Origin of the sequence: Kumtagia ephedrae (assembly GCF_003012745.1) — a bacterium.
In the GTDB taxonomy this organism is placed as follows: Bacteria; Pseudomonadota; Alphaproteobacteria; order Rhizobiales; family Rhizobiaceae; genus Kumtagia; species Kumtagia ephedrae.
Genome location: NZ_PXYK01000003.1, coordinates 160,079 through 185,878, shown reverse-complemented (window position 1 = coordinate 185,878; position 25,800 = coordinate 160,079). Strand labels below are relative to the sequence as shown.

The window sequence follows — 25,800 nt, the reverse complement described above, 5'->3', positions numbered from 1 at the left end:
AGGTGAACCCACGCCGGCTTCCGGTCGTAAGCGGCCAGGAGGTCGTCCGCGCATTGCGGAAGGCAGGCTTCGAACTGCGTCATGTTCGCGGCAGCCATCATATTCTGATCCAAGCCGGCCCCCCGCGCAGAATGGTCTCCGTGCCGGTCCATGGCAGCCGGCATGTTCCCGTCGGCACGCTGTCAGACATTCTCGACGAAGCAGGTCTTTCCGCCGAAGCGTTCATTGCGCTGCTCTAGGCTTCCCGTGACATAAGCGCCCGATGCATGCTCTCCGCCGCGTCGCGCCCCGCGGCGACCGCCGCGACCGTCAGATCCTCGCGCGCGTCGACGACGCAGTCGCCGCCGGCCCAGACCTTCGGCAGCGAGGTGCGGCCTTCGGCATCGACCTTGATGCGGCCCTTCTCCAGCGCGATCGCCGGCGTCGATCCGTTCAGCGCCGTGGGCACGAAACTCTGGCCGATCGCCTTGAACACCTGGTCGGCGGCGAGCGTCAGCGTCTCGCCGGTGCCCGCAAGCCTGCCGTCCTGCATCGCCGTGTATTCCAGCTCGATGCCGGCGACCTTGCCGAACTGCACGACCACGCGCTTCGGCTGCAGCCAGTGGCGGATGGTGACGCCCTTGGCGGCGGCGAGTTCCTGCTCGAACTCGGAGGCGTTCATGTGCTCCTTGCCGCGGCGATAGCAGATTGTCACCTCCTCGGCGCCGAGCAGTTTCGACTGCACGGCGGCGTCGATCGCGGTCATGCCGCCGCCGATCACCACCACCCGGCGGCCGACCGGCAGTTCGGCCAGGTCGTCAGCCTGTCGAAGCACGGCGATGAAATCGACAGCGTTGTCGACGCCCGCGGCTTCCTCGCCTTCGGCGTTGAGCGCGTTCACGCCGGCCAGCCCCATGCCGAGGAACACCGCGTCGTACATGGCGGCAAGGTCCGATAGATGCACGTCGCGGCCGAGCGCCCGGCCGTATTCGATGGCGATGCCGCCGATCGCCGTCACGTAGTCGACCTCGGCATGGGCGAAGTCGTCTGTGCTCTTGTAGGCGGCGATGCCGTATTCGTTGAGGCCGCCGGCCTTCGGCCGCGCCTCGAAGATGGTGACATCGTGACCGTAGCGGGTCAGCCGGTGCGCGGCGGCGAGGCCGGCCGGGCCCGCGCCGACCACGGCGATCTTGCGCCCGGTCGGCTGGGCGCGCTGATAGAACTGCTTGCCCTGGCGCATCGCCGTATCGGTGGCGAAACGCTGCAGCCGGCCGATCTGCACCGGCTTGCCCTCGGCCGTCTCGCGCACGCAGGCTTCCTCGCACAGCGTCTCGGTCGGGCAGACGCGGGCGCACATGCCACCCAGGATGTTCTGGTCGAAGATGGTCTTGGCCGAGCCGATCGGGTTGCCGGTGGCGATCTGGCGGATGAACAGCGGGATGTCGATCGACGTCGGACAGGCGTTCATGCACGGCGCGTCGTAGCAGAAATAGCAGCGGTCGGCCTCCACCAGCGCCTCGTGATGGTCGAGCGGCGGGTGCAGGTCGGAGAAGTTCTCGGCGTACTGCGCAGGCGCCAGCCGCGCGCCGGCTATGCCCCCTTTGAATTGACCAGCGGCCATCCAACTTCCCCATTCTTGATCTTTTGAGGAAAGCTAGCACGTTTTGTTTTTTTATCAATCGGTCAAATTTTTCGAGGACGGGCTAAGTCGCGGAAATACTTGATTAAAGTACTCATGATTATGTCAGCCGGCCAGCGAGACCGCCGCGGCAAGCAGGATGAAGCTCAGCACGGAAAGCCCGGCGCGGATGACATGCGACCATTCCCATTGGGCGCGCAGCGCGCGCCAGTCCGCCTGCTCCTCTGCCGTCCGGCCGGTTCCGAAAAAGGCGATGCCGGCCCGGGAAAGCCTGGTGTCCTTCAGCCAGAAGTCATTCACGGGGTGAGTCATCCCCCAATAGACGGCATGGGCCGCTGCCAGTGCCGCGAACGCGCCGGCAACCAGCCAGAAACCCGCACCCAGGGGCACCGAGAACAACAGGACGAGCAGCGCGAGCACGCCGAGCGGCTCGGCGGCGCCGCCGATGGTGAAGCCGGGATAATAGATCGGCTGCACCGCCAGATATTCGGCTTTCTCCAGCCGCATCTTGCCGGGCAGTTCCAGCGCATGCGCCAGCGACAGCGCCATGGCGACGGCGACGAGCAAGAGACTGACGATTTCCAGCAGTTGCAGCATGGCCTTCGATCCGCCGGGCCTTGCCGGCGGTCCTAAGGTGTCAAACAACTGGCGTCTCGTGAGGTTCCCGGGAGCGATCGGCGGAGAGAGGGGTATTTCGTTGGCGAACGGCCGGCAGTCCTCACGGCTCGCCGTCACCGATCTCTTCCCGGCGTTTCGCCACATACGCTTCGAGGGCCTCGCGTACCGGCGCGTCCATCACCGGCTCGGCATACTCCTCCAGCGCCTTCTTCCACAGTTTTGTCGCGCGCTGGGTGGCGTCCAGTCCGCCGGCTTCCTTCCAGGCTTCGAAATTCTGCCAGTTCGATACCAGCGGCTGGTAGAAGGCGGTCGAATAGCGCTCGAGCGTGTGCGGATCGCCGAAGAAATGGCCGCCTGTCGGCACCCGGCCGAGCGCGTCCAGCGCCAGTTCGGCGTCATCGACCTCGATCGGCTTCAGGAACTCGGCCATGTGCTGAATCATCTCGACGTCGAGGATGAGTTTTTCGAAGGACGCCGTCAGCCCGCCTTCCTGCCAGCCGGCGGCATGGTAGACGAGGTTGCCATGGCCGAGCACCGCGCCCCAAAGGGCCATCATGGTCTCGTAGGCGCCCTGTGCGTCGGCGGCGTTGGAGGCCGATCCGGGCGTGCTGCGGTAGGGCAGGCGATAGCGCCGCGCCAGCTGCCCCGAGGCGACGTTGGCCTTGGTGTTTTCCGGCGTGCCGAAGGCCGGCGCGCCCGAGCGCATGTCGACATTGGAGGTGAAGGCGCCATACATCACCGGTGCGCCCGGCCGCACCAGTTGTGCCAGCACGATGCCGAACAGCGCCTCGGCATTCTGCTGCGCCAGCGCGCCGGCGAGCGTCACCGGGCTCATCGCGCCCATCAATGTGAATGGCGTTACCGCCACGGACTGGCCATGCTCCGCCATGGTCATCAGGCCTTCGGCCATGGCGTCGTCGAAGCGGCGCGGCGAGTTCACCGAGATGATGGTGGTGACGCCGGGATCGGCGGCGAACGCCTCCAGCGTCAGCCCGCGCGCGATCGCCATCATCGCGATGCCGTCGAGCGCCCTGCCCCGGCCGATCGCCGAGACGTGGAAGGCCTTGTCGGTCAAGGTCAGGTTGGCGAAGTAGGTGTCGAGATGGCGCGAGTTTGCCGGCAACTCGACCGGAGCGCAGACCTGATTGCCCAGCATCGTGATGCAGTTGAAATGCTGGGCGAGCCGCACGAGGTCCTGGTAGTCCCGAAGGTTTCCGGCGCGGCGGCCGCGCTCGCAGTCATGCACGTTGGGCGGTCCGGCAACCAGGGTGAAGTTGATCGTGTCGCCGCCGACGTGGACAGTCCGCCCGGGGTTGCGCGGAGTGAGCGTGAAAGCGGATGGCGCCGTCCGCAGTGCCTCTTCCACCAGACCGCGGTCGATCCGCACCGTCTGGCTGGCATGGTCGACCGACGCGCCGGCCCTTTCGAACAGCGCAAGCGCCCGCGGGCTCATCACCTCGATGCCGAACTTTTCCAGGATGCGCATGGAGGCGTCGTGGATCGCCTCCACCTGGTCGTCCGACAGCAACGCCATCGGCGGATAGGGGTTGCGTAGCCGGCCGGGCGGCAATTGGGGAATACGAGTGGATCGCGCCTGCGTGCGGTCGGCGCTGCGTCTGCTGCGATGCATGGTCATGGCCGCATCAAAGCGCCACCACGAGACGCCGGCTGTCGAAAATACGTCAAAAGCCGGCGTGATTTTAGTCATGGCGGCATATCCAGAACAGGGAACATCACAAAAGCGACTCATATAGTCGCCATTATGACACCAGGCGAAGAGCGGGGCCGAACCGAATGGTTAAGATGCCCGGCAAGACTCCCTTTATGATTTCGGCCTAAAGCTGCCGGCCATGCGCGCATCGAATTTTAGTAAAATCGTATCGATCGCGGGCGTGCTGGCGCTGTCCGCCTGCGCCACGCCGCCGAGCCGCATCAACGACATCTGCGCGGTGTTCGAGCAGCGCGACGGCTGGTTCGTCAACTGGCAGCGCTCGGCCGAGCGCACCGAGCGCAAATACGGCGTGCCCGTGCACGTGCTGATGGCGACGGTGCGCAAGGAATCCGGCTTCAAGGGCAATGCCCGGCCGCCGCGCAAGAAACTGTTCGGCTTCATCCCGTGGAAGCGCCAGTCGAGCGCCTATGGCTATTCCCAGGCGCTGAACGGCACCTGGTCGCAATATGTGAGCGAGACCGGCAACTGGAAGGCGCGGCGCACCAATTTCGACGACGCCATCGATTTCGTCGGCTGGTACCATTCGCGCTCCGCCGACAATCTCGGCATCGCCAGGAGCGACACCTACAACCTCTATCTCGCCTATTATTCCGGCTGGACGGCCTACAAGCGCGGATCGTGGCGCAGCAACACCGGCATCCAGCGCTATGCCCGCGAAACCGACGACATGGCGCAGCGCTACGCCGCGCAGTTGCAGAGCTGCCGCTGAGGGCGACGCTCCCCCGATCAGCTCTTCTTCGGCCTCTCCGCCTCGTCGTCGTCAAAGGCCGACGGCACATCGGCATCATCCGCCTGGCGGCCGTCGCCGACCTGCAGCGGCGAGATCGGTCCGGCGTCGGAATTCGCCGACCGCGTGGCGCCGAAATCCTCCGACCGGTCGTCGCGGACCTCATGGGAGCGGGCGTGGCTGCGCGCCTCAGCCTGCTCGGCCGCATCCTCCTCCGCGCCGGCCGCCGGGCTCGCGCGCTTGCCGTGCGGACGCTTCGGCTTGGCGCCGGCGAAACCCGGGCCTGTGCCGGGGCGGGCGTCTTCCGGAACCGGGTCCTTGACCGGCGGCTCCTGGCCGCCGCCCTCGAAACTGATGACCGGCTCCATCGTCGCGAGCTGCGCATCGTCGAGCCAGCACAGGCTGCGGTGGCCGGCGCCGAGTTCCCTGAACGGCGGCAGCTGCGTCTCGCACAGATTGTCCGGCACGAACTTCTTCCAGCGGCAGCGCGTCTGGAACGGGCAGCCGGGCGGCGGGTTCATCGCCGACGGGATGTCGCCCTCCAGTACGATGTGCTTCTTCACCACCGAGGTATCGGCGATCGGGATCGCCGACAGCAGCGCCTCGGTATAGGGGTGGTAGGGTGGCGCAAAAATCTGGTCGGTCGTGCCATGCTCGACGATGTGACCGAGATACATGACCACCACGCGGTCGGCGATGTAGCGCACGACCGAAAGATCGTGGCTGATGAACAGCATGGTCGTCTTGTTCTTGCGCTGGATGTCCATCAGCAGCTCGGTGACCGCGGCCTGGACGGAGACGTCGAGCGCCGACACAGGCTCGTCGGCCACCACCACCTTGGCCTGGCCGGCGAAGGCGCGCGCCACGCCGATGCGCTGCTTCTGGCCGCCGGAGAGCTGGCGCGGCATGCGCTCGGCGAAGGCGCGCGGCAGCTTGACCAGATCGAGCAGCTCGAACATGCGCTTTTTGCGGTCGGCCACCGACTTGCCGACGCCGAATTTCTCCAGCGTACGGATGATCTGCGAGCCCACCGAATGACTGGGATTCAGCGTGTCGAACGGATTCTGGAACACCATCTGGATCGACGACACGGTGCCGACGTCGCGCTCCTCGATGCCGGTCGACTGGATATCCCTGTTACCGAGCGTCACCTTGCCGGAGCTTGCCGTCTCAAGGCCGAGCAGCACTTTCGCCAGGGTCGACTTGCCGCAGCCGGATTCGCCGACGATCGCCACCGTCTCGCTCTCGCGCGCCTCGAAGCTGATCGCTTCGTTGGCCTTGACGACACGCCCCTCGCCGCCGCCGAACACCTCGTTGGCGGCGACCCTGTAGTATTTCTTGAGATTGTCGACCTTGAGTACCGGCGCGCCGGGCGTAACCGGCGGGTTCTCCTTGCGCGCGCCCTCCGGCAGTGCCGCCCAATCGATCTCGTTGAAGCGCACGCAGCGGCTGAAATGCCGGTCGTGCCCTTCCACTTCGATCATCGGGATTTCCGCGGCGTCGCAGCGGCCGGGCACGAAATGCTGGCAGCGCGGGCCGAAATTGCAGCCGTTCGGCCGCTCATGCGGCAAGGGAAGCTGGCCGGGAATGGCGATCAGCGGCCGCGCATTCTTGTCGGCGCCGGGCAGCGGGATGGAGCGGAACAGCCCCTGCGTGTAGGGGTGGCGCATGCGGTCGAACACGTCCTCGATGCGGCCGGTCTCGACCGCCTCGCCGGAATACATGACGGTGATGCGGTCGCAGGTCTCGAGGATCAGGCCGAGATTGTGCGACACGAAGATCATCGACGTGCCGAATTTCTCGCCGAGCCCCTTCACCAGTTCGACGATGCCGGCCTCCACCGTCACGTCGAGCGCCGTGGTCGGCTCGTCGAGTAGCAGCAGCGCCGGCTTCGACAGCAGTGCCATGGCGATGACGATGCGCTGCTGCTGGCCGCCGGAAAGCTGGTGCGGATAGGAGCGCATGATGCGTTCGGGATCGGGCAACCGCACCGCCCGCACCAGGTCCAGCGCCCTGTCGTAGGCCTCCTGCTTCGACACCTTGTCGTGCAGGATCGGCACCTCCATCAGCTGCCGGCCGATCTTCATGGCCGGGTTCAGGCTGGCCATCGGCTCCTGGTAGATCATGGCGATCTCGTTGCCGCGGATCGCCCTGAGCTCGGCGTCGGACATCTCGCCCATGTCCTTGCCCTTGAACCTGATCCGCCCGCCGACGATTTTGCCGATGTTGGACAGGTCGCGCATGATGCCGAGCGACACCGTCGACTTGCCGCAGCCGGATTCGCCGACGATGCCCATCGCCTCGCCCGGCATGACGTTGCAGGAGAAGTCCATGACGGCGGGAATCTCGCCGCGCTTGGTGAAGAAGGAGATGGAGAGGTTCTCGATCTCCAAGATGGGATCGGCGTCTTTGATGTTCGTGGCTCTGACGGCTTCGTTCATCGTGATGCTCCTCTTACCCTCCCCCTTGTGGGGAGGGTCGATCCGCGCTGCGGATCGGGGTGGGGGTCAAGACGTGAGGGGTTCGACGCTGCATCGGCGGGAATTGGAGGCACCCCCACCCCGTCTCGCGGTATTCCGCTTCGCTCCAACCGCTCGCCGACCCTCCCCACAAGGGGGAGGGTGAGGCGGAGAGGCCGGCGCCCATTGGCCTCAATCCTTCATCGACTGCTCGCGCAACGCGTCGGCGAGCAGGTTGAGGCCGAGCACGAAGCTCATCAGCGCGAAGGTGGGCGGCAGCGCCGGGTGGATGAAGGAGCGCAGCAGCCGGCTGGAATCCTTGATCGCCGTGCCCCAGTCCGGGCTTTCCGGTGCCAGGCCCAGCCCGAAATAGCCGAGCGTGCCGAGCAGGATGGTGGTGTAGCCGATGCGCAGGCAGGCATCGACGATCAGCGGCCCGCGCGCGTTGGGCAGGATCTCCCACAGCATCGTGTACCAGGGCGTCTCGCCGCGGGTCTGCGCGGCGGCGATGTAGTCGCGCGTCTTGATGTCCATCACCAGCCCGCGCACGATGCGGAACACACCCGGCGACGAGGCGAACACCACCGCCACGAAGATGTTGAGCTCGTTCGGCGCGATCGAGATGACGCCGAGCGGGTCGGCATCGAAGACCAGCCCGACATAGACCCAGCCGCCGATCAGGATGGTCAGGCCGAGCAGCAGGTAGAGCCGCTCCGGCCGGTTCTTGAAGCGCGTGTAGAAAAGGGTCGCGAAGAAGATTATCGGGAACAGGAAGAACAGCCCCGCCATCCAGCGCGGCAGTCCCGTCTCGACGATGCCCGGCGTGACCAGCAGGTAGAACAGCAAGATCACCGGAAAGGCGAGCACGAGGTTGGCGAGGAACGACAGCACCGAGTCGATCCTGCCGCCATAGTAGCCGGCCGGCAGGCCGAGCGTGGCGCCGACCATCAGCGCGAAGGCCGTCGCCGCCGGCGCGATGATCAGCACGATCTGGCTGCCATGGACCATGCGGCTGAACACGTCGCGGGCGAGCTTGTCGCCGCCGAACAGATAAACCCCACCGCCGTCCGGAACGACCGCGCCGGGCAGCGCGTCCTTCATGATCGGCACCTGGGCAAGCGGATCGAAGGGCGCCACCCACGAGGCGGAGATCGCGGTGAACAGCCAGAACAGGCAGATGAAGACGCCTGTGACGCCGACGCCGCTGTCGAAGAGCTGCCCGTAGAGCCCGAGCTTCTTGCGGTAGAACAGGCTGGCGGCAAAGACGATGGCGAGCGCCAGCCACACCGGCCAGAAGCGGGCGATCACGCCGAGGACGATCTGGAAGGCGCCGATGAATTCGAGTTGCATCGCGTTGTCCCCCTATTGAACGCGAATGCGCGGGTTGAGATAGGCGTAGCCGACGTCGGAAATCAGCTGCGTGAACAGCACGACGAAGACGGAGACGAGGCTGCAGCCAAGCAGCAGATCGATGTCGTTGTTACCCGCGGCCTCGACCAGCGTGAAGCCGAAGCCCTGGTAGCGGAACATCGTCTCGACGATGACCACGCCGGTGAGCAGCCACGGGAATTGCAGCATGATGACCGTGAAGGGCGCGATCAGCGCGTTGCGCAGCGCGTGCTTGACGACCACCCCGGAGAAGGAGAGTCCCTTCAGCCGGGCGGTGCGGATATATTGCTGCGTCATCACCTCGACCATCGAGGCGCGGGTCATGCGGGCGATGTAGCCGATGCCGTAGATCGCCATCGTCATCACCGGCAGGGTGAAATTGTAGAAGGTGATGCCTTGCCCCGTCGCCGAGGCGGCCGAGCCGTTGAGCCAGCCCAGCCAGGTGGCGAAGATGACGGTGAAGATGACGCCGGAGACATATTCCGGCGTCGCCGTGGTGGTGATGGAGGCGACCGACAGCGAGCGGTCGGTCTTGGACCCCTCGCGCATGCCGGCGAGAATGCCGATCAGCAGCGCGATCGGCACCATCGTCACCATCACCCAGAACATCAGAATGCCGGTAGCGCCGAGCGCCGGCCACAGCTTCGCCGACACCGTCGTCTTGAACTTGGTCGAGCAGCCGAAGTCGCCCTGCAATATGCCGCCGTAGTAGGGCTCGGCCGGCTCGTTGCAGAAGGAGAAGCGCGGCGTTGCCTTGCCGGTCGCCGGGTCGACATTGGGCTGTTTCTGGACGACCCCGATCCACTGGCCGTAGCGGACGAAGAAGTTCTGCCGGTAGCCGTTCTTGACCAGCCAGCTTTCCAGTTGCTCCGGCGGTGAGCGCATGTCGAGCTGGCTGATCGCGAGCTTCTTCAGGTTCGGCTCGAGATTGACCATGAAGAACACGACCATCGTCAGGCACAGCATGGTCACGACCATGGTGCCTAGACGGCGCAGAATGAAAGCAAGCATCGTCACCCCCTGCCGGACGGGTTGGGGTCAGAGATCGTCACACCCGATTGAAGCGCCATAGGGGGCGCCAGCGCCCCCTATGAAACAAACGTCGCTCACGCTTCGTCCAGCCAGACCTTGCCGAAATCGTGCTCGAAGGTCGGATGCATGGCGTGGTTCTTCACCACCGGCATCGAGCTGTTGTAGAGCTTGCGCCAGTACGGCTGGATGATGATGCCCGAATCCTGCAGGATCTTCTCGATGTCGGCCATCGCCGCCTTGCGCTTCTCGGCATCGGCGATTCCCAGCGCCTCGCCGATCTTGGCGTCGAGGTCGGGATTGGAGTAGGCCGCCTCGTTCCAGGCCTCGCCGGTGCGGTAGGCGATGGCGACCACCTGGATGCCGAGCGGGCGCATGTTCCAGTTGGTCATCGAATACGGATACTTGGTCCAGTCGTTCCAGAAGGTCGAGCCGGGCAGCACCGTGCGCTTCACCTTGATGCCGGCGTCGCGCAGCTGCGCGGCGATGGCGTCGCCGGTGTTCTTGTGCCAGTCCTCGTCCACGGTGATCAGGTCGTGCTCGAAGTCGGCCTGCCCGGCTTCCGCCATCAGCGCCTTGGCCTTGGCCGGATCGCGGGCCACCTTCGGCAGCTCGACATATTCCGGATGGATCGGCGCGACGTGGTGGTTTTCCGCCGGCACGCCGGCATTGCCGTAGCCGAGCTGCAGCACGACGGCGTTGTCGACGGCAAGCTGAAGCGCGTTGCGCACCTTCTGGTCTTCGTAAGGCTTGTTGGCGACGTTGGTGCGCGCCACGATGGTCGCGGCGGTGACCGTCTCCGACGTGATGGCGCCGACGCCTTCGAGGATCGACACGTAGTCGGCCGAGGTCTCGTGATTGGTGTGGACCTCGCCCGCCTCGTAGGCCGAGACCATGGCCGAGGGATCGGTGCCGTAGTCGATGAACTCGACGCCGTCGAGATAGACGTCGCCATTCCACCAGGTGCCGTTCTCGCGGCGCTTGTAGACCACCTTCTGGCCGACGTCGTAGGAGACGAGCTCGAACGGGCCGGTGCCGATAGGGTTCTGCACGAAGTTGGCGCCGGTCTCGTCGAAGGAGCGGTGCACGACCAGCGCCGGGTAATCGGTCAGGTTCGGGATCAAGGCAATGTCGGGCTTGGTCAGCTTGAGCTTGACGGTGTGGTCGTCGACCTTCTCGATCGAGCCTTCGCGCAGCTTGCCGGTGGCTTCATCGACGAGCGTGCCGAGACGGCCCGGCATGGAGTTGCCTTCGGAGCTCTTGTCTGCCCAGCGGGTGAAGTTGAAGATGACGTCGTCGGCGTTGAAGGTGTCGCCGTTGTTCCAGGTCACGCCCTGGCGAAGCTTCAGCGTGTATTCGGTGGCGTCGTCGTTCACCTCCCAGCTTTCCAGGAGATAGGGCTCGAAGGTGTAGTCCTTGGTGTATTTGACCAGCGGCTCGAGCGCCTGGCGCTCGGCGTTGGAAATCTCCGACCAGTCGGCGGTGCGCGGATCCTTCGGATCCTTGATCCACATCGCCACCTTGAGGATACCGCCCTTCTTGGGCTCCTGTGCCGCCGCCGGCGTCGGCGCGGCAAGCCCGATCATGCCGTAGGCCATGGCCGTCGACGCACCGAACACGCTGGCCATGGCAAGGAATTCGCGGCGGTCGACCTTGCCCGCCCTGGCGCTCTCGGCCATTCGCTCGATATGGGCCGGAACACGATCACCGTTACTCTTGTAGACCGTCATTGCAAACTCCCCATTGTTGGCTTTTCGCCTGTTAGCATTCCGCATCCCCTCCGCGATGTCAAAGCGCGGGGATGATGTTCCCGGAACGGAATGTGCAACTTTGCGGGAAGAGCGGTTCGCGTGAATACGACAAGAATGGCGCAAATTCGCAAATTTGCGGCGGGCCGGCTCAGAATTTTCGCGGGGTCAGGATGCGCGTTGTCCACAGCCCGCAACAGCGCCAGCGGCGCCCGGTAGTCGTGCCACAGCCGGCGGGACGAGAGGAATCAGTATTCGCGTTCGTAGAAGATGCCGCCCTTGGCCTCGCCGTCGTCGCGCGCCTCGCCGCGCAGCTTGACGCCGCGGCCGACGTCGAGGTCGATGGCCGCCCGGCCGGAGCCGGCGCGATCGCCGGTCTCGATCGTCAAATAGGTGCGGTCGTTGAGATATTTGCCGACCGACACGGTCGTGTCGCCCTCCTCGTTGGTCTTGAGGTCGAGGTCGTCGACGCCGAGCCGCTCGCGCAGCGAGGTGAGCAGCGAGGTCGTGCCGCCGCCGCCGGCAAGCTGCGCCGCGGCATCCGCGAGCTGCGCGATCTGCAGCGGCGACAGGTTGGACATGGACCGGCCGAAGATCAGCCGCGCCAGCACCTCGTCCTCCGGCAGCGCCGGAACGGACGAGAAGCTGAACTTGGGATTGTTGGCCGGGCCGGAGACCAGAACCGTCACCGTGGCGTCGCCCGCCGTGGATTCGGCGGAGAGGTCGAGATAAGGCACCAGCGAGCCGGCAAAGGTGAGCGTGCCATGGGTGAAGGTCAGCCGCCGCCCAAGCAGCGCCAGCCGTCCGCGGCGGAGGTCGAACTCGCCGGTGGCCTGCGGCGACGAGACCGGCCCGACGAGCCTGAGCGAGCCGCCCAGTTCGGCGTCGAGGCCCCTGCCCTGGATGAAGATGCGCTGCGGCGCGTTGACGGTGATGTCGATCTCCAGCCCGGAGCCGCCACCGCCGCTGGCCGACGCCGGGCGCAGCGCCTGCGCCTGTTTCCTGACGGCTTCCGGCGCGTTCCGGTGCTGGACGTCGAGTGCGGCCAGCGAGCCGGGGAGCCGTTCCGGCACGGTGATCACAGTGCGCGCCAGGTCGATCGTGCCGGTCAGCCGTGGCGCCGACAGCAGCGGCCCCTTGACGGCCAGGTTGCCCGACAGCGTGGTCGCCACCATCTCGCCGTCGGTATAGCGGGCGTCGGCCAGCCGGATGGCGATGTCCGCCGGAAAACCCTGATTGGCTTCGATGCCGACCGTGCCGGAGGCCGAGACGGTGCCGCCGCTCGACAGCGAGCCGCTCAGCCGGTTGATGGTGGCGCGGCCGGAGGCGATGCCGACATCGGCGGCGATGTCGTTGAGCGCGATGCCGGAGCGCGCATCGACCAGCCGCGCGCCGGAGGTGCGGATGCTGCCGCCGATCACCGGAGCAGCCGCGGTGCCAGTGACCGTCAGGTTCACATTGGCCGTCCCGGACAACGACAGCGCCTGTGCGGCGAGGCGCGACTCGATCAGCGAGAACGGCACGGCGCCCTCGAAGCGCAGGTCGAGGCGCGGCGGTTGCGCCACGGCGACGCTGCCGCCCCCGCGGATCGAAAGGCCTGAACCGTTGCCGAGATTGGCGTCGAAGGTGAGCCGGTTCGCGGCGAAGGTGCCGGTCGAGCGGATCGTGACCGGGCCGACGCCGGCGCCGCGCGTCTGCGCCGTTTCCGCGCCGCCCCAGTCGGCGGAGTAGCGCACCGTCGGATTGGCCGCGGCGCCGCTGACGTTGACCGTACCGGATATGGTACCGCCGGCGTCGAGGCCGGGCGCGAAATTGTTGGCGACGGACGCCGGCAGCCGCGCCAGCGCCACGTCGAGCGCAAGATTCGCGCCGGCCGTGCCCGACACCGTCGCCGTGCCGCCGCCGACCGCCAGCGCGAGGTTGTCGAGCCGCGTCTGGCCGCCGGCGATGCGTACCGTCGACGGTCGCGCCAGCGTGGCGCGGATGCCGCGCATCGTCGCTTCCGCCGAGGCAAGCTCGACGGTGGTCGTGCCGCCGGCCGAGCGGACCCGCCCGGCCGCCCGAGCGGGAATGTCGTTGACCTCGGCTCCGCCGGAAAAGCGCGTCCAGTCGCCCTCGCGCGACAGGTCGACGCTGATGCCGCGGATGACCGTGCCGCCCGACCGCACCTCGTCGGCGCGCACCGTCCCGGCCACGCCGGGCTGGGCAAAATAGTCGCTGATGGTCGCGTCGATGTTGACCGAGCGCACCGAGAGGTCGCCGCGCGTGATCGCCGGCGCATTGGCGGAGATTCTTGCCTGCGGCCTGCCGCCGACGCGGGTGAAGGCGGCATTGCCGCGCACGTTGCCCTCGACCGTCTCCAGCGCCAGCGCGGCCAGCCGGCCGAGATCCGGCAGGTCGAAGTCGACCGTGCCTTCGGGCACGAAATTCTCGTCGAGCGCCAGCGCCCCGGCGATGCGGTTGCGCCCCAGCGACAGGTTGAGGTCGCGGACAGCGCGCCGGCCGTCGGCGGTGTTGAGCACCGCCCTGCCGTCGAGCTTTTCGCCGGCGACGGTGCCCGTCAGCGTCACATTGGCTTCCGGGTTTGCCAGGTCGGCCCGGCCGGAAGCGTTGAGCGCCAGGTTCTCGATGGCGCGCGCCGCCACCGTCATCCTGTCGCTGGTGACGGAGAGTGCCACGTCCGGCGCCGACAGCGCGCCCTTGGCGGTGGCGGAGAAGGCGACGGAACCGCTCGCCTGCTCGGCCAGCGGCGAAATGTCGGTGAGCGCGCCCTTGATGTCGGCGTCGAGCTGGCCGCCGGTCAGCTGGATGACGCCTTGCCCCGTCAGGCCGCCGGACTGCAGCGCCAGCGCGTTGGCCGACACCTTGCCGTCGGCGTCGCGCTCCAGGCTGGTGGAGAGCGCCAGCTGCTCGCCGAGCACCGGCCGGACCGCGGCGGGCAGCGCGGCCGACAGCACGTCGGCCTTGAGATCGAGCGTGATCACGCCGGTCGGCAGCGAGACGGTGCCGCTGAAGCCGCCGTCGATGGCGTCGCTGCGCAACACGCCGCGCTCGACCCTGAGCGCCTCCGTGGACAAGGCGCCGTCGATCTCGGCCCGGATCTCGCCGGCCACCAGCGGCGCCACTGTCGGGTTGTCGATGGTGAGTGACGCGGCGGTGACCGAGCCGGTCATCGGGCCGGTGCGCGAGGCGAGGTTGAAGCCGTCGGAACGCAGCGCGATCGCCATGCCGGCCAGCTGCACATGGTTGGTCGCGACCTGTGGCAGGCGCGCGGCGATGTCGAGGCGCGGCGCGTCGATATCGCCCACCGCCCGCAGCGTCGCCGAATCCAGCGTGATGTCGATCGGCGCCTCGTCGGTGCCGAAGGACAGCGGCAGGTTGCTGGTGCCGGTGCCAAGCTGCACGGTGAGGTCGACCGGGCCGGCCGGGTCGACGCTGCCGCTGGCCTGCGCTCGCAGCGCGCCGTTGGCGAGCTCGACCCGCTCGATGCGTAGCGCACCCGCCTCTCCGGTGGTGGCGGCGACGTCGAACGTCGTCTGGCCGTCCAGCAGCCTTCGCGCCCGCTCCGGCGCGAAGCGCGCGAACGCGCCCGTTCCCTTGATCTCGACCAACCCGTCAGCCGCGCGGCGGGCGAGCGAAAAGTCGGCAACCTTGGCGCCTTCCATGGCGAGGGTGCCAGTGCCGCCGATGTCGGCCGCGGTGCCCTCGACGCTCATGCGGATGTCGGCCGGCGGCTGGCCGGGCAGCAGGTCGGCGAGCGTGGCGCCGAGCGTGCCGGATATCGCAGGCGCCTTGAGGAAATCGGAGACTAGCGCATCGACGGCGATAGACCGCACGTCGAGCGTGCCGCGCCTGACGGAATCGGAATTGAGCACCACCTGGACGCGCGGCGTTCCGCCCTCGCTGGAGAAGGCCGCGCTGCCTCTGGCGCTGCCCTCCACCGTCTGGCCGGCGAGTGCCGCCAGCTCGCCGAGATCGGCGAGATCGAGGTCGAGCGTGCCGGTGGGCAGGAAGCTTTCGTCCAGCGTCAGCGCGCCGGCGATGCGGTTCTGGCCCAGCGTGAAGGCGATGTCGCGCACCTCGCGCCGGCCGTCGGCCGCTGCCAGGACCGCATTGCCTGCCAGCGCCTGGCCCTGGAACGCGCCCTTGAGCGCGACCGAAGCCTGCGGGTTGGCGGGATCGACCCGGCCGGTCACCCGCAGATCGAGATCGTCGAGCCCACGATCACCGAAACCCAGCCGCTCGCTGGTCAGCGACAGGTCGACGTCGGGCGCCAGCAGCACGCCCTTCGCCGTCGCCGTCAGCGCCAGCGCGCCGGATGCGTTCGGCGCCAGCGGGGCGATGTCGGCCAGCGTGCCCGACAGCTCGGCGTCGACCGTGCCTTCGCGCAGACGCGCCGAGCCGGTGGCGCTGAGCCCGCCGGATTCCACGGTCAGCGAGCGGGCGGCAACGTTGCCCGAGGCGTCGCGCTCCAGGCCGGCAGCCAGCGCCACCTTGTCCCCGAGCAGCGGCCGCGCCCCGGCCGGCAGCGCCGCCGACAGGACGTCGGCGTCGAGCTGCACCGTGATCGCGCCGTTCGGCAGCGACACCGTACCGGAAAAGCGGCCGTCGATCGCGTCGCTGGCGAGCGTGCCGGCGGTGACCGTCAGCGCCCCGGTCGCGAGCGTTCCCTCCAGCCCGGCACGGATTTCGCCGGCAACCAGCGGCGCGACCGTCGGGTTGTCGATGGTGAGCTGCGCGGCCGTCGCCGCGCCCCTGATCGGGCCGCTGCGCTCGGCCACGTTGAAGGCGTCCGAGTGCAGGACGAGGCGGAGGTCGGCAAGGCTGACGTCCCTGGTGGACACCGAAGGCAGGGTGACGGTGACGTCGACGCCGGGCTCCCGGCCATCGCCGAGGGCACGGATCGACGCCTGCCCGACCGTGAGATCGATCGGGCTCTCGCCGGTGCCGAGGGCGAGCTGCACGCCGCCGTTCTTGGGCTCCAGCTCGATCGCCACGTCGGTGGCGCCGGCCGGATTGAACGCCCCGATCGCCGTCGCGGTCAGCGCACCGCTCTCGATCTCGGCCCGGCTGATGTCCACCCCGCCGTCGCCGGTCAGCGTGCCGGCGAGGTCGAAATGCGTCTGCCCGGCAAGCAGCGGTCGGAACCGTTCAGGCAGGAAGCGGTCGAACACGCCGTTGCCGATCGCCTCGACCACCCGGCCGGCCTCGGTCTGCCTGTGCGTCGCCGACACGCTGGTGATCAGGCTGCCGTCGACCGAGAAGGTGCCGTTCCCGCGCCAGTCCGCCATCGGGCCGGAGCCGCTGACGACGATGTCGACGGCGGGTTGTCCCGGCAGCTGCAGCAGATTGGCAAGGATGCCGCCCGTCGGCTCCGATGCTTTCAGGTCGACCTGCAGGCGGTTCTGGTCGGGAGCGAAATCGATCGAGGCGAGCACCTGGCCGGCCGTGCCGTCGGTGCGCGAGACGTTGAGGTCGGCGGCCACGACCAGCGGCGCGCCTTGCGCCACCACCTTGCCCTCGGCGGCCGCGCTGGCCACCTGGCCGCCGGTGACGGCCTCGCCAAGCGCGATGTCAGGGAAGTCGAGCGCGTCGATCGAGATGTCGACCGGCAGCGTCGACGATCCGCCCTCCGCGGGCGGCTGCGCCGACGGCTTAGGCAGCCTGGCGAACTCGATCCGCTCGGCAGCGATGCGCTCGGCGTGGAAGCGCGACCGCAGCAGCGCCATCGGCGACCACCGGACCTCGACGCCGCGCGCCGCCAGCCAGGGGCCGTCGGCATCCGCCAGCACGAGCTGGTCCATCGCGAAATTACCCGACCAGATGCCGCGTATGCCGCTGATGGTCACCGTCCGCTCGGGCGACGAGGCGAGGTCGGAGACGATCCCCGCCAGATTCTCCCTGCCCCGCTCGGTGAGCGTCAGCACCGCCACCGCGCCGATGGCGAAGGCGAGCAATGCGAGGAGCGTGTAGCCCAGTATCCGCAGCACCTTCTTGAACACCGTCATCGGCCGGCTCCTAGAAAGCCTGGCCGACGCCGGCATAGATGCCGAAGTCGGGATCGTCGGGACCGGGATTGAGCGGGATGGCTGCGTCGACGCGCAGCGGCCCGAACGGCGTGATGTAGCGGATGCCGACGCCGGCGCCCGCCTTCATGTCGGAGAAGTCGGGAAACTCGTCCAGCGACACGGTGCCGACGTCGACGAAGGGCACGACACCGAACGTCTCATTGACGGCATAACGCAGTTCCAGCGAGCCCTCGGCCAACGACAGGCCGCCGGTGGGCGTGCCGTCCGAATCCTTCGGCCCGATGCCTTGATAGGCGTAGCCGCGCACCGAGCCGCCGCCGCCGGCATAGAAGCGGCGGTCGGCGGGGATGTCCTCGACGCCGGCTCCGACGATCGAGCCGAGCACCGCCCGGCCGGCGATGACGAACCTGCCGCCGGAATCCAGGGCCTGATAGGCGGACCCCTCGCCTCTCATCTTGACGAAGGTGGTGCCGCCGATCGTGTCGTAGGCCGGCTCGACATAGGCGAGCGCCCGGAAACCCTTGGTCGGGTTGAGCCGGTTGTCCCGGTTGTCGAAAATGTATTGCAGCGGCGTCGACACGATCAGGTATTCGCGATCGTCGACGAAGGCGTCGGTGATGCGCGAATAGTCGACCGCTAACTCGCCGGAAACGCTCTGCGTCTTGCTGATCTCGTAGGCGAGGCCCGTGCTCGCCTTCACCGAAAAGCGGTCATAGGCGTCGGGATGTTCGTAGACGCTCCTGAGGCTGGTGAAGAATTTCGACGCCGGCCCGACCACGCCCGGCTTCTCGAACATGATGCCGGCATTGTAGTTGAGCTTGTCGACTCCCTCGGCATCGCCGATCCGCCCGATCGAACCTTCGATGCGCAGCTTCTCGGCCTTGCCGAACAGGTTGCGATGTCCCCAGTAGCCTTCCAGCCCCAGCCCTTCGGTGTTGGAGAGCGTGGCGCCGACGCCGTAGAAGCGCTGCTTGCGCTCGCTCACCGTGACGTCGATCGGGATTTGGCCGGCGGCGTCGAGCGCGTCGGCTTCCGTCACCGCCACGCTGTTGAAGACGCCGAGGCCGACCAGCCGCTCGCGTGCGTCGTCGATGTCCTTGGGCGAATATCTCCGGCCGGGCTCCAGCCCAGCCATATAGGCGGTGAAGTCGCGGTCGACCGCTTCTGTGCCCTTCACCGTGGTCGGACCGTAGCCGGCCACCGGCCCGGCGGCGACGGTGAGGGAGACATCCAGCGTCATGGTATTGTGGTCGGCCACGATCTCGCGGCTGGTGACGGCCGCCAGCGGCCGCCCGCCCTCCTTGAGCCGCCGCACGATGTCGGCTTCGGCCCGCAGCACCCTGTTCGAGCCGGCATCGCCGCCGGACACGAGACCGAACTCCTGCGGGGCAAGGCCGGCGGCGTCCCCCTGCAGCTGGACCCGGCCGAGCCTGAACACGGCGCCCGGGTCGACGGAAATGGTCACCGGCACCGGCCCCGCGCCGAATTCGGCGTCCGGCGGCAGCGTGTCGATCGACTTGCCGGCGATCAGGATGCGCACGATGCCGTCGTAACGGGCCTGCTCGTAGAGCGCCGCGACCAGCCGCTGCCGGTCGCTGCGCGCCTTGGTCAGCAGCCCCAGCGAACCCGAGACCGGCCGCTCGGCATCGGCGACCAGCAGCGACGCGTTGTTCAGCGCCTCGGTCAGCTCGGCATCTCCGCCGGCCACCTCGATGGATACGGTATAGTTGAGAGGATCGACGATGTCGGCGTCCTCGTCCTCCTCCTTCCCGAAGAAGCGGAAGCCGAACAGCTCGAATGCGGCGGCCCGTGGCGGCAGGGCAATGACCACCGAGGAGCACAGAATCCCGGAAAGCACGAGGCGCGCGAACCAAGCCGTCGCGGGAACGCTCCTCGAACTCTGCGGTTTCCGCTTCATCATTAACGCGAACTTACTCCGGCACCTAATTTTGAAGTGCCGATATGAACCGTTCGTAAAGGGGCCACAATCGCTCTGTCAGAATTTGATGGGCAGAACATGACCATCCGTGCTCCAGTCGCCCCCATAGGCGGCCTACCACGGAAGAACGCGATGGCCAACCGCCGAAGAGATCTTCGCTTTTCTTCGGCCTGGATTGACAGACGGTCGGGGCGATGCTGGTCTGTGCCGACGACCGCGATGCAAGGGGGAGTTGTGATGCGCCCGGTTCGTCTTCTGTCGGCCCTTTTTCTACTTGCAGGCATATTGGCCGCGCCGGTCTTCGCAGCGGATGGCCGTGCCATCCGGACGACCGAGAACGGCGACTATTTCGGCTTCGACCTGCGGGCGGAGCAGAACGTCTCGCTCGACCAGTGCAAGACGATTTGCCTCGGCGATTCGCAGTGCCGCGCCTTCACCTACAATACCAAGGCCAAGTGGTGCTTCCTGAAGTCGGACTTCGCCACGCTGAAGACCTTCAATGGCGCCGTCGCCGGCAAGGTCGTTCCGATCGACGGCGAGCCCGACATCGGCGCCCCGCCGGCGATGTCGTTCTTCCCCTCCTGGATGGCCGACGAAGCATGGCAGTACCGCGCCGCACTGACGGCGACGCCGCCGGCCGCCGACGCCGGCCTGGCCGGCCTCGTCGACGCGGCCGAACAGGCGATGCGCACCAACGATGCCTCCGGCGCACGCGACAGCTACATCGCCGCGATCCGCATCTCGCCCGACGACGGCAAGCCGTGGCTGGGCCTGTCGCGGGCGCTGCTCGCCATTCAGGGCGCCAATGGCCAGGAAACGGCCGCGCTCAACCGCGACGCCACGTCCGCTGCCTGGAACGCCTACCAGCTCCTGCGCACTGCTTCCTCCCGCGCCGATGTTCTTGCCGCGATCGCCGCCGGGCTCGACCGGCGCGACCTGTTCCGGCCGGCGCTGCAGGCCTACGAGGCGAGCCTGGCGCTCGTCAATTCGGCTGCCGTGCGCGCCGACTACGAGGATCTGAAGGCCCGAAAAGGCTTCCGCGTCGTCGACCATTCCATCGATGCCGACACCGGCTCGCCGCGCGTCTGCGCCCAGTTCTCGGAAGAGCTGGTCAAGACCGGCGTCGACTACGCGCCGTTCGTCACCGTCGACAACGCCGCCCCGAAGGCCATCGAGGCCAAGGACAAGCAGATCTGCGTCGAGGGCCTCGAGCACGGCAAACACTACAGCATCACCTTCCGTGCCGGCCTGCCGGCTGCGATCGGCGAAGTAATCCAGGCGCCGGTCGTGCTCTCCATCTACGTCCAGGACCGCGGCGCCTCCGCCCGCTTCACCGGCGACAGTTTCGTGCTGCCGGCGGCCGGGCGCCACGGCATCCCGCTGGTCACCGTCAACTTGCCGGTGGCCGACGTGAAGCTCTACCGCGTCGGCGACCGCTCGCTGGCGCAGCTCCTCACCGGCTACCAGTTCCTGCGCCAGCTCGATGGCTACGACGTCGAGACCATCGCCGACCAGCTCGGCCAGCCTGTGTGGGAAGGCAAGCTCGAGACCGCCGGCGATCTCAACAAGGAGGTCACCACCTCCTTCCCGGTCGACGAGGCGCTGCCCGAGCGCAAGCCCGGCGTCTATGTGCTGACCGCCCAGCCGGAGAACGACACCAGCGACAGCTGGAGTTCGCGCGCCACGCAATGGTTCGTCGTCTCCGACATCGGGCTCTCCACCTATAGCGGCCAGGACGGGCTCAACGTATTTGCCCGCTCGCTCGGCTCGGCCAAGCCGATGGCCGGCGTCGAGCTGACGCTGCTTGCCCGCAACAACGAGGTGCTCGGCACCGCCACCACCGACGCCGGCGGCCGCGCCACCTTCACCGCCGGCCTGACGCGCGGCAGCGGCGGCATGCTGCCGGCGGTGCTGACGGCGAACGCGGCCGGCGAGGACTTCGTCTTCCTCGACATGACCCGTGCCGGCTTCGACCTCTCCGACCGCGGCGTCACCGGCCGCGCCGCCCCCGGCGCGCTCGACGTCTACACCTGGACGGAACGCGGCATCTATCGCGCCGGCGAGACCGTGCATGTCGCCGCGCTCGCCCGCGACGACAAGGCAAACGCGGTCGAAAAACTGCCGCTCACCTTCGTCTTCACCCGGCCCGACGGCGTCGAGGACCGGCGCGTCGTCAGCGACGGCGCAGCGGCCGGCGGCCATGCCGTCGACCTCGCGCTGGCGGCCAACGCCATGCGCGGTACCTGGACCGTGTCGCTCTACACCGATCCCAAGCAGCCGGCGGTCTCCAGCCAGATGTTCTTGGTCGAGGACTTCGTGCCCGACCGCATCGAGTTCACGCTGGCCAGCGACCGCGACGAGATTGCCCCGGGCGAGCCGGCCGAGATCACCGTCGACGGCCGCTTCCTCTACGGCGCACCGGCCGCCGGTCTGGCGCTCGAAGGCGAGGCGACGATCGACACCACGCGGGACTGGGAGGATTTCCCGAATTTCCAGTTCGGCCTGGCCGATGAGGATGCGGTCGAGGCGACCCGCATCCCGCTTGCCGACCTTCCCGTTGTCGGCGACGACGGCAAGGCCACCTTCCCTGTCGCGATCGACGCGCTGCCCGCCACCACCCGCCTGCTGACCGCGACCGTGACGGTGCGCATGCTGGAGAGCGGCGGCCGCGCCGTCGAGAAGGCGATCGACCTCGGCATCCGCTCGCCCGCCGACGTCATCGGCGTCCGACCCGATTTCTCCGGCGGCGAGGTGCCGCAGGGCGGGACCGCGAAATTCACGGTGATCGCCGTCGACCCGGACGGCAACCGCAAGGCGCTGCCCGGCGCCCTGTGGTCGCTGGTCAAGGTCGAGCGCAACTATCAGTGGTACCGCAGCGGCAATGCCTGGAACTACGAGCCGGTCACCTCGACCAGCGCCGTCGCCAACGGCACGCTCGGCATCGCCGCCGACGGCAGCGCCAGCCTGTCCATGCCCGTCGACTGGGGCCGTTACCGCCTCGAAGTGACGACCGCCGATCCGGAAGGCCCGGCGACCAGCGTCGAGTTCGACGCCGGCTGGTACGTGGCGGCGACCTCGACCGAGACGCCGGACGGGCTGGAGATCGCGCTGGACAAGGACCGCTACGCGGCGGGCGAGATCGCCAAGCTGAAGGTGTCGCCGCGCTTCGCCGGCGAGCTGCTGGTCACCGTCGGCGCCGAGCGGCTGCTGTCGACCTTCACGGCGAGCGTGCCGGAGGGCGGCTCGACCATCGACATCCCCGTCTCGGCCGATTGGGGCGCCGGCGCCTATGTTACGGCGACGCTGTTCCGGCCGGGCGATGCCGCGCAGTCGCGCATGCCGGCCCGCGCCATCGGCCTGAAATGGCTGGCTATCGACCCCGGCGCGAGGAAGCTGGCCGTTGCCCTTTCGCCGCTCGAAAAAACCGAGCCGCGCCAGCCGCTGCGGATACCCGTCAGCGTCACCGGCCTGCCGCCGGTCACCGACGCCTATGTGACGGTGGCGGCCGTCGACGTCGGCATCCTCAACCTCACCGACTACAAGGCGCCCGACCCGGCGGCCTGGTATTTCGGGCAGCGCATGCTCGGACTGGAGCTGCGCGACCTCTACGGCCGCCTGATCGACGGCTCGCTGGGCGCCGCCGGGCGGCTGCGCACCGGCGGCGACGGCGCCGCGATGGCCTCGCAGGGCAGCCCGCCGACCGAGAAGCTCGTCGCCTTCTTCTCCGGACCGGTCAAGCTGGATGCGGACGGCAAGGCGACAGTCGACTTCGACATCCCGCAGTTCAACGGCACCGTCCGCGTCATGGCCGTCGCCTGGACCGCGGACGCCGTCGGCCATGCCTCGACCGACGTCACGGTGCGCGACCCGATCGTCGTCACCGCCGGCCTGCCGCGCTTCCTCGCCCCCGGCGACGCCGCGGTCATGCGGCTCGATATCGCCAACACCGACGCGCCAGACGGCGACTACCACTTCGCCGTCGAGACCACCGGCGATCTTTCCACCGGCAGCGCCGCCCTGCCGGAGACGGTGACGCTGACGTCAGGCAGGCGCCAGTCGATCACCGTGCCGCTGACGGCGCAGACAGCGGGCAACGCCAGCGTCACGCTGAAGCTCGCCCGCGACGGCGGCCCCTCGGTCGAGCAGACGCTGCATATCCCGGTGCGCCCGGCGACGCTGCCGGTCACCAACCGGATGGTCGTCGACCTCGGCCCGAACGGCAAAAGCCTGCGCATCGACCGCGAGCTGCTCGCCGCCAGCGTGCTGCCCGGCGCCTATGTCAGCGTCGGCGTCTCGCCCTCGGCCGCCTTCGACGTGCCATCGCTGCTCTTGGCGCTCGACCGCTATCCCTATGGCTGCGCCGAGCAGACCACCAGCCGGGCGCTGCCGCTGCTCTATGTCGGCGAGCTGTCGGCCGGCGCCGGCATGCAGGACGACCCGGCGCTGCGCGGCCGCATCCAGGAGGCGGTCTACCGGGTGCTCAACAACCAGTCCTCCACCGGCAGCTTCGGCCTGTGGGGACCGGGCTCCGGCGACCTCTGGCTCGACGCCTATGTCTCCGACTTCCTGACCCGGGCGCGCGAGATGAACTACGACGTGCCCCGCCAGGCGATGCGGCAGGCGCTGAACAACCTGCAGAACTCGCTCTCCTACGACATCGACGTCGAGGACCGCGGCAGCGAGATCGCCTATGCGCTCTATGTGCTGGCCCGCAACAAGAAGGCCTCGGTGGGCGACCTGCGTTATTATGCCGACACCAAGCTGGAGGCTTTTTCCAGCCCGATGGCGGTAGCCCAGCTGGCGGCCAGCCTGGCGCTCTACGGCGACGCCCAGCGCTCGGAAGCGACTTTTCAGGCGGCGCTGCAGCTCGCCAGAAACAATCCCGAGCACGACTATTCCCGCTCCGACTACGGCTCGCGGCTGCGCGACGGCGCCGCCATGCTGGCGCTGGCGGCGGAGAGCAGGCCGATGCCGTCGGTCGTGCCGCAGCTGGTCACGCTGGTCGGCGCGGAGCGGCAGGCGACGCGCTGGACCAGCACGCAGGACGACGCGTGGATGCTGCTCGCGGCGCGGGCGCTGCGCGCCAACGCCGCCGACATGAAGCTCACGGTGAACGGCGCCCCGCACACCGGCGCCTATTCCGAGCGCTTCGACGGCAGCGCCCTGGTCGACAGCCCGGTGACCATCGCGAACGCCAGCGGCAGCGCCGTGCAGGCAGTGGTGACGGCGGTCGCAGCGCCCGCCGAGCCGCTGCCGGCCGGCGGCGACGGTTTTGCCATCGAGCGGACCTACTACCGCCTCGACGGCAGCGAGGCCAACGTCACCGAGGTGGCGCAGAACGAGCGCTTCGTCGTCGTGCTCAAGGTGACGGAGCAGAATTCGTGGCCGTCGCGCGTGCTGGTCAGCGACCTCTTGCCGGCCGGTTTCGAGATCGACAATCCGGGCCTGGTCAGCAGCGCCAATCTCTCCAACTTCGGGTGGCTCGACCAGACGCAGGCGGCGCATCTCGAATTCCGCGACGACCGTTTTGTCGCCGCCTTCGACCGCAACGGCGATTCCGGCCGGGAATTCACGCTGGCCTATGTCGTGCGCGCCGTGACGCCCGGCACCTACGCCCATCCGGCGGCAAGCGTGGAGGACATGTACCGGCCGCAATTCTCGGCCCGCACGGCCACGGGGATGATGGAGGTCACGGCGCCGTGACAAAGCGCGCCGGCTCTCCCTCCCCCTCGAGGGGAGGGTGGCCGCGAAGCGGCCGGGTGGGGTCGCCGCGGCCGGACGCCGGCCTTGCCAGGCGTCGGAGCTTTTCGTCAGCGGCCCTGCGCTTGTCAGGCCAGCCAGTCCACCGGCACCTCAAGTGCCTGGGCAAGCCCAGCGATGGTTTCGGCCGAGCCCGATTTCCGGCCACGTTCGAGCTCGGAAAGGTAGCCCTGCGTAATTCCCGCGCTGGCCGCCAGCTTGAATTGAGCGATCCCGCGCCACTTGCGCAGGACCTGAAGTCTGGTGTGTCCGTGCAGGAGCAGGCTGCTTACCTCCGCGGGCAAATGCGGGTTCGGGTCGCCGGCAAGCTCGCCCTTGCGGGCGTCGTACATCGCAATGTCGGCCGCGTCCTCGTCGGTGTCCGCCGCGGCCGCGACGAGGGCCTCATACTCGGCGCGGGGAAGCACGACGAGTTCATCGCCGCTCGGGCTATGGATGATCTGGACGTCGGACATAGGTCGTTTCCTCCACCGTTTCCGATATGCAGTCGTTTCGCGTCTTCCAATGTAGATGGCGAGCACTGTGGTTCGATCCTCGTCGAACAGCACACGATAGTTGCCCACGCGCATCCTGAAGCCGTCCCGTCCTTGCAAGCGCTCTACGTCTCCTTCGCCGGACGTGGCATAACGGATCAGTGCGCACCCGACCGCTGCACGCGATTGTGGCGGCAAGGAATCGAGGTCTCGTGCGGCAGCGTGGGTGATGATGATCGTTTTAGCGGCTATAATATCGCTCCAAACGGCACGAAAAAT

At 67.9% G+C, this 25,800-nt stretch carries 13 protein-coding genes; 3 read left to right on the top strand and 10 right to left on the bottom strand.

All coding sequences use genetic code 11. The features are described 5' to 3' along the window. The first annotated feature begins 2 nt into the window (after nt 1-2). Nucleotides 3-239 carry a type II toxin-antitoxin system HicA family toxin gene (locus C7I84_RS04085; RefSeq protein ID WP_106770870.1) on the top strand — a complete coding sequence of 79 codons (237 nt, stop codon included), beginning with the start codon at nt 3-5 and terminating at the stop codon, nt 237-239. Here the strand turns inward: C7I84_RS04085 and C7I84_RS04080 are convergent. The 3 genes from C7I84_RS04080 to C7I84_RS04070 form a co-directional block, all read right to left on the bottom strand. After that, nucleotides 236-1,600 (bottom strand): NAD(P)-dependent oxidoreductase, encoded by a 1,365-nt coding sequence (locus tag C7I84_RS04080; RefSeq protein WP_106770869.1) that lies wholly within the window; start codon nt 1,598-1,600, stop codon nt 236-238. The genes C7I84_RS04085 and C7I84_RS04080 overlap by 4 nt on opposite strands. A 123-nt stretch (nt 1,601-1,723) precedes the next feature. After that, nucleotides 1,724-2,215 carry a DUF1772 domain-containing protein gene (locus C7I84_RS04075; protein WP_106770868.1) on the bottom strand — a complete coding sequence of 164 codons (492 nt, stop codon included), beginning with the start codon at nt 2,213-2,215 and terminating at the stop codon, nt 1,724-1,726. A gap of 121 nt (nt 2,216-2,336) precedes the next feature. Next, nucleotides 2,337-3,872 carry a trimethylamine methyltransferase family protein gene (locus C7I84_RS04070; protein WP_106770867.1) on the bottom strand — a complete coding sequence of 512 codons (1,536 nt, stop codon included), beginning with the start codon at nt 3,870-3,872 and terminating at the stop codon, nt 2,337-2,339. A gap of 214 nt (nt 3,873-4,086) precedes the next feature. Between C7I84_RS04070 and C7I84_RS04065 the strand changes: the two genes are divergently transcribed. After that, complete coding sequence (locus C7I84_RS04065) at nt 4,087-4,677, top strand: transglycosylase SLT domain-containing protein (RefSeq protein WP_106770866.1); 591 nt, start codon at nt 4,087-4,089, stop codon at nt 4,675-4,677. Nucleotides 4,678-4,694: 17 nt separating this feature from the next. Here C7I84_RS04065 and C7I84_RS04060 read toward each other — a convergent pair whose 3' ends face one another. The 6 genes from C7I84_RS04060 to C7I84_RS04035 all read right to left on the bottom strand — a co-directional run bounded on the left by C7I84_RS04060 (nt 4,695) and on the right by C7I84_RS04035 (nt 19,270). Next, entirely contained in the window at nt 4,695-7,136 is a 2,442-nt protein-coding gene (locus C7I84_RS04060) for a dipeptide ABC transporter ATP-binding protein (RefSeq protein ID WP_106770865.1), read from the bottom strand. 210 nt (nt 7,137-7,346) lie between these two features. Then, a complete protein-coding gene (locus tag C7I84_RS04055; protein WP_106770864.1) occupies nt 7,347-8,504 on the bottom strand; it encodes an ABC transporter permease in 1,158 nt (385 codons plus the stop codon). Between the two features lie 12 nt (nt 8,505-8,516). Beyond that, the gene (locus C7I84_RS04050; protein ID WP_106770863.1) at nt 8,517-9,554 is read right to left on the bottom strand and encodes an ABC transporter permease; all 1,038 of its coding nucleotides are present in this window, start codon (nt 9,552-9,554) and stop codon (nt 8,517-8,519) included. Nucleotides 9,555-9,649: 95 nt separating this feature from the next. After that, a complete protein-coding gene (locus C7I84_RS04045) occupies nt 9,650-11,302 on the bottom strand; it encodes an ABC transporter substrate-binding protein (RefSeq protein ID WP_106770862.1) in 1,653 nt (550 codons plus the stop codon). A gap of 266 nt (nt 11,303-11,568) precedes the next feature. Further along, nucleotides 11,569-17,328 (bottom strand): translocation/assembly module TamB domain-containing protein, encoded by a 5,760-nt coding sequence (locus tag C7I84_RS04040; protein WP_106770861.1) that lies wholly within the window; start codon nt 17,326-17,328, stop codon nt 11,569-11,571. A gap of 10 nt (nt 17,329-17,338) precedes the next feature. Further along, on the bottom strand, nt 17,339-19,270 hold the full coding sequence (locus C7I84_RS04035) for an autotransporter assembly complex protein TamA (protein WP_425351294.1): 1,932 nt from the start codon (nt 19,268-19,270) through the stop codon (nt 17,339-17,341). Nucleotides 19,271-19,525: 255 nt separating this feature from the next. Here C7I84_RS04035 and C7I84_RS04030 point away from each other — a divergent pair, with 255 nt between their 5' ends. Then, complete coding sequence (locus C7I84_RS04030) at nt 19,526-24,991, top strand: alpha-2-macroglobulin family protein (RefSeq protein WP_425351293.1); 5,466 nt, start codon at nt 19,526-19,528, stop codon at nt 24,989-24,991. 125 nt (nt 24,992-25,116) lie between these two features. Here the strand turns inward: C7I84_RS04030 and C7I84_RS04025 are convergent, their stop codons facing one another. Next, nucleotides 25,117-25,503 carry a helix-turn-helix domain-containing protein gene (locus C7I84_RS04025; RefSeq protein ID WP_106770986.1) on the bottom strand — a complete coding sequence of 129 codons (387 nt, stop codon included), beginning with the start codon at nt 25,501-25,503 and terminating at the stop codon, nt 25,117-25,119. Nucleotides 25,504-25,800 lie beyond the last annotated feature (297 nt).

Excerpts from the sequence above, each read along its gene's own strand:
- C7I84_RS04070 (WP_106770867.1), bottom strand. The coding sequence starts at position 3,872 with ATGACCATGCATCGCAGCAGACGCAGCGCCGACCGCACGCAGGCGCGA.
- C7I84_RS04040 (WP_106770861.1), bottom strand. The coding sequence starts at position 17,328 with ATGACGGTGTTCAAGAAGGTGCTGCGGATACTGGGCTACACGCTCCTC.
- C7I84_RS04050 (WP_106770863.1), bottom strand. The coding sequence starts at position 9,554 with ATGCTTGCTTTCATTCTGCGCCGTCTAGGCACCATGGTCGTGACCATG.
- C7I84_RS04075 (WP_106770868.1), bottom strand. The coding sequence starts at position 2,215 with ATGCTGCAACTGCTGGAAATCGTCAGTCTCTTGCTCGTCGCCGTCGCC.
- C7I84_RS04065 (WP_106770866.1), top strand. The coding sequence starts at position 4,087 with ATGCGCGCATCGAATTTTAGTAAAATCGTATCGATCGCGGGCGTGCTG.
- C7I84_RS04030 (WP_425351293.1), top strand. The coding sequence starts at position 19,526 with ATGCGCCCGGTTCGTCTTCTGTCGGCCCTTTTTCTACTTGCAGGCATA.
- C7I84_RS04060 (WP_106770865.1), bottom strand. The coding sequence starts at position 7,136 with ATGAACGAAGCCGTCAGAGCCACGAACATCAAAGACGCCGATCCCATC.
- C7I84_RS04055 (WP_106770864.1), bottom strand. The coding sequence starts at position 8,504 with ATGCAACTCGAATTCATCGGCGCCTTCCAGATCGTCCTCGGCGTGATC.
- C7I84_RS04035 (WP_425351294.1), bottom strand. The coding sequence starts at position 19,270 with ATGATGAAGCGGAAACCGCAGAGTTCGAGGAGCGTTCCCGCGACGGCT.
- C7I84_RS04045 (WP_106770862.1), bottom strand. The coding sequence starts at position 11,302 with ATGACGGTCTACAAGAGTAACGGTGATCGTGTTCCGGCCCATATCGAG.
- C7I84_RS04025 (WP_106770986.1), bottom strand. The coding sequence starts at position 25,503 with ATGTCCGACGTCCAGATCATCCATAGCCCGAGCGGCGATGAACTCGTC.
- C7I84_RS04080 (WP_106770869.1), bottom strand. The coding sequence starts at position 1,600 with ATGGCCGCTGGTCAATTCAAAGGGGGCATAGCCGGCGCGCGGCTGGCG.